Genomic DNA, 4,567 nt, shown 5'->3' on the forward strand with positions numbered 1-4,567 from the left:
GCCCCCCCCGGAACCCCCACCCCGCAACGCCCCCCCCCGGACGTCGAACAGGTCCTAACGTGCCGTTTCTCGCTGAATTCGGCACTTTAGGACCTGTTCGGCGATGAGGGGTGGGGGAGGCGGCGATGAGGGGGGAGGTGGCGATGAGGGGGGATGGGGCGGGAGCGTCAGCGCAGGGTGTTCTCGATGCAGCGCGTGAGCTCGGTCTGGTTGCTGCCGAACTGGTCGAAGCAGGCCTGCACCTCGGGCCCGAAGACCTGGTCCAGGATGACCGAGCCGAGGACCGTGGAGAGGATCCCCAGGACGATCACCACGACCGCGGTGACGATGCCCGCGATCGCCACGCCCCGGTTCGTCGCCTCGCCGCGGCTGGTGCGGCGCACGCCGATGATGCCCAGCACGAGGGCGACGATCCCGATCACCAGGCCGAGCAGGCCAACGAAGGGGATCCATGCGAAGAGCAGGCCGGCGAGCGCGACGATGAGCGCAGCGAGGCCCATGCCGTTGCGCGGCTGAGCGCCGTAGTGGCCGTACTGCTGTGGCTGCGCGTACTGGCCGCTGTACTGCGGCTGGTATCCGGGCGCGCCGTACTGGCCCGGGGCGCCATACTGCCCACCTGCCGGCTGGCCGTACTGCCCGGGGTCGGGCTGGCCGTACTGGGGTGCCCCGCCCTGTTGGCCGTACTGCCCGGGGTCCGGCTGGCCGTACTGGGGTGCCCCGCCCTGTTGGCCGTACTGCCCGGGGTCCGGCTGGCCGTACTGCGGCGCCTCGCCCTGTTGGCCGTACGCCGGCGGCCCGTCCTGGCGGACGCCGTACCTCGGCGCGTCCGGGTCCGGGGTGGGCGTCGGCGCCGGGGGAACGCCGTCGGCGCCCTGCTCGGGGGTGGTTCCGTCCTGCGGGTCCTGACCATCGTTGGAAGTCATGACGCTCATTGTGCAGGGAGGAGGCCCGGCGCGCCCGAGCGCCGGGCTCAGCCTTTGACCGAACCTGACATGAGACCGCCCACGAAGTACTTGCCCAGCAGGATGTACACCACGAGCGTGGGCAGCGACGCGAACAGGGCGCCCGCCATCGAGATCCCGTAGTTCTGCAGCATCGCGCCGTTCGCGAGGTTGTTCAGCGCGAGCGTGACGGGACCGTTCGACGGCGTCGCGAAGAAGACCGCGAAGAGGAAGTCGTTCCACGCCGAGGTGAACTGCCAGATGAGCACGACCACGAAGCTGGGGATCGACAGCGGCAGCACCACGGACGCGTACGTACGGAGCATGCCCGCACCGTCGACCCGGGCCGCCTCGATGAGCTCTTTGGGCACCGACTCGTAGTAGTTGCGGAAGATCAGTGTCGTGATCGGGATGCCGTAGATGACGTGCAGGACGATCAGGGTGGGGATCCCGTTCGGCAGCCCGGAAGCCATGACGATCTGGTTCAGCGGGATGATCACGGCCTGGTACGGGATGAACATCCCGAACAGGATGAGCGTGAAGACCAGGTTCGCGCCCCGGAAGGACCATCGCGAGAGCACGAAGCCGTTCATGGACCCCAGGAAGGCCGAGATGATCGACGCCGGCACCACCATCTGCAGCGTGCGGAAGATCGACGGCGCGAGCGCGTCCCAGGCCGCCTTCCAGTTGTCCAGCGTCCACAGCATCGGCAGCGCCCAGGCGCGTGCGGGGGAGGCGTCGCCCGGGCCCTTGAAGCTGGTCACGACGAGGACGTACACGGGGATCAGCACGAACGCCACGGAGAGCAGGAGCAACGCGTAGCGCAGGGTGCGCTGCCAGGAGTACCGCTGCGCCGGGCGGCGCCGCCCGGTCGTGGCAGCGGCCCCGACCGCGGGCGGGGCGGGGGTCGACGTCGTGGTCATCGTGCGTCCTTCCGCGAGGTGTGGATCAGGTACGGCACCACGAGGAGCGCCACGATGATAAGAAGGATCGAGCCGACGGCCGCCGCGTTCGCGTAGTCGAAGCTCGACTTGAACATGTACATGTCGACCGCCGGCACCTTGGTCTGGTAGTTGGCCGGCTTGGAGATCGACATGATGAGGTCGAAGGCCTTGAGTGACATGTGCCCGATGATGATCAGCGCGGACAGCGCCACCGGGGAGAGCTGCGGGAAGATCACGTGGCGGTACAGCTGCCACTCGCTCGCGCCGTCGATCCGGCCCGCCTCGCGCAACTCTTCGGGGATGCCTCGGAAGCCGGCGAGGAACAGCGCCATGACGTAGCCCGAGAGCTGCCAGACGGCGGGGATCGCGATGGCCGCGATGCCCCACGTGACGTTGTTCCACCAGGGGTTCTGCAGGAAGTCCAGGCCGACCATCTGGAACAGCCGGTTGAGGCCGAGGGCGTTCGCGCCCTCGTTGGAGTTCAGCAGCCACCGCCAGACCACACCGGAGGCCACGAAGGACACCGCCATCGGGAAGAGGTAGATCGATCGGAAGAAGCCCTCACCCTTGAAGGGGCGCTCGAGGAGCCACGCCCACAGGAAGCCGATCACCATCGTGCCGACCAGGAACACCCCGGTGTACAGCAGGAGGTTCTTCAGGGAGTGCTGGAACTCCTCCGAGGCCAGCAGGTCGAGGTAGTTCCGGAAGCCGACGAAGAGGGACGGATCCTTCCCGACGCCCTGCCCGGCCGTGTGGTTGTCCGTCATCGACGTCACCTGGTTGACGGCGATGAGGCCGTAGACGAAGACGGCCATCAGGATGAGGGACGGGGTCAGCAGGAGAAGGGGTGGTCCCCAGCGCTTGACGGTCTTCATGGGTTCTCCGGCGGTCGGTCGGCGACGGCGGTGGTCGAGCTGCTGGGTGCAGCGTACGGGCGAGGTGGCGCGCGGGCGCGCCGTGACGTCCGGTCCCGGCCGGGGGCGGCCGGGACCGGACGCCGTCTCGTCAGCCGACGGCGGCGACGAGGTCCTGCTGGTAGCTGGCCAGGTCCGAGGCGCCGGTGGTGAACTTGCTGGTGGCGTCGGCGATGGCGTTCAGCGTGGCGACCGGTGCGGCCGCGCCGTGGGCGAGGGACGGCACGATCGCGTCCTTGCCGTAGGACTCGATCGCGGTCTGCTGGTACGCGGAGAACTCAGCCGGGTCGGCGTCGGTACGAGCCGGGATGGAGCCCTTCGCCTTGTTGAACGCGACCTGCCCCTCGAGCGAGCCGATGGTCTCCAGCCACGCCTTGGCGCCGTCCGGGTTCGGGGCGCCGACCGGCAGGGTGAAGGAGTCGGCGAGGAAGCCGAACATCCCGTCGCTGCCGGGGACCGGGAAGTCGATGAAGCCGGTGCCGCGCTCGATGCCCTGCTCCTCGAACGCCGCGACCGCCCAGTCGCCCATCACGTTGTAGGCGGCGCTGCCGTCGATGACCAGCTGGGTGGCCTCGGGCCAGTCCAGACCGTCACGGTCGGTGTTGGTGTAGGAGATCAGCGTCTCGAAGTCTCCGAGTGCCGCGGTGACCTCCGATCCGGCCCAGTCGGTGGTGCCGGTCCACAGGCCGTTGTAGCCCTCGGCCCCGAGGTCCGCCATGAGGACCGTCTCGAGCAGGTTCACCTGCGTCCAGGTCGTGGCGACCGAGAGCGGGGTCTTGCCCGTGGCCTTGACCTTCTCGAGGTCGGCGATCCAGGAGGCCATGTCCGTAGGCGCGGTGCCCGGGTCGATCCCGGCCTCCTTGAGCACGGTCGGGTTGGCCCAGACCATGTTCGAGCGGTGGATGTTCGAGGGCACGGAGTAGATGGAGCCGTCCACCGTGAGCAGGTCCAACAGGTCCTGCGGGAAGACGTCGTTCAGACCGAACTCGTCATACAGGGCCGAGACGTCCTCGAGCTGCCCGGCGTTGATGTAGTCGGCCAGCTCCAGCCCGGCGTGGGCCTGGAAGGTGTCCGGCGGGTCGCCGCCCTGCAGGCGGGTCTGGAGGAGGTCCTTCGCGGCCGACCCGGCGCCACCGGCGATCGCGCCGTTGACGAACGTGAATTCTGGGTGCTGCTCGGTGAACACCGCCTCGAGCGCCTGGAGGCCGGCGAGCTCGGAGCCCTGGGCCCACCACGTGAAGACCTCGACGTCACCGCCTGCCGCCTTGTCGGTGCCGCCGCTGGCGGCGGGGCTCGCCGTGTTCGTGTCGCTCGTCCCGCCACCACAGGCGGCGAGGACGAGGCTGGCGGCCGCGATACCGGCCACCGCTGCAATACGTCGCATTCTCGTGCTCCTTCGAAACTTCGTCGTCTCGCCGGTGCGGCGGGGGCGCCTCACCGTCCTGGTCCGTGCTGCGAGCCGCTGGCTCGCGGTACCAACTCGGGACCATAGTGCTCTGACCGTCCCGGCTTTGTCACCTGACTGGAATAAATGTAGCCAGTTCGTGACCTCCCAGGATGGGTTGATCGCACCATGTTGGCGATCATACTCACCTTCCTCGCTCAAAAGAGAACATGAACTACCACCCGGGCGGTCGGGCGATGTCTCAGGAAGGGGTCTCGGCGAGGTCGGGCGCGTGCTCCAGCGCGAGGGCGACCGCCCCGAGCGCGATCGTCCGGGCGCCGAGAGCCGCGGGTTCCACGCGCACGCGGGGCCACACGGACGGGA

4 protein-coding genes are annotated in these 4,567 nt (G+C 68.8%); all 4 read right to left on the reverse strand.

The genetic code is table 11. The annotated features are described in order from the left end of the window. Window positions 1-167 precede the first annotated feature (167 nt). Window positions 168-923, reverse strand: coding sequence for a DUF4190 domain-containing protein (locus ACYC1Z_RS14335; RefSeq protein WP_461410195.1), 756 nt, complete (start codon window positions 921-923; stop codon window positions 168-170). 47 nt (window positions 924-970) lie between these two features. Next, entirely contained in the window at window positions 971-1,864 is an 894-nt protein-coding gene (locus ACYC1Z_RS14340) for a carbohydrate ABC transporter permease (RefSeq protein ID WP_461410196.1), read from the reverse strand. Continuing rightward, on the reverse strand, window positions 1,861-2,760 hold the full coding sequence (locus tag ACYC1Z_RS14345; protein WP_461410197.1) for a carbohydrate ABC transporter permease: 900 nt from the start codon (window positions 2,758-2,760) through the stop codon (window positions 1,861-1,863). Before ACYC1Z_RS14345 ends, ACYC1Z_RS14340 begins: the two co-directional genes overlap by 4 nt. A gap of 130 nt (window positions 2,761-2,890) precedes the next feature. Next, entirely contained in the window at window positions 2,891-4,183 is a 1,293-nt protein-coding gene (locus ACYC1Z_RS14350) for an ABC transporter substrate-binding protein (RefSeq protein WP_461410198.1), read from the reverse strand. Window positions 4,184-4,567 lie beyond the last annotated feature (384 nt).

It is taken from the genome of Georgenia sp. (genome assembly GCF_054605595.1).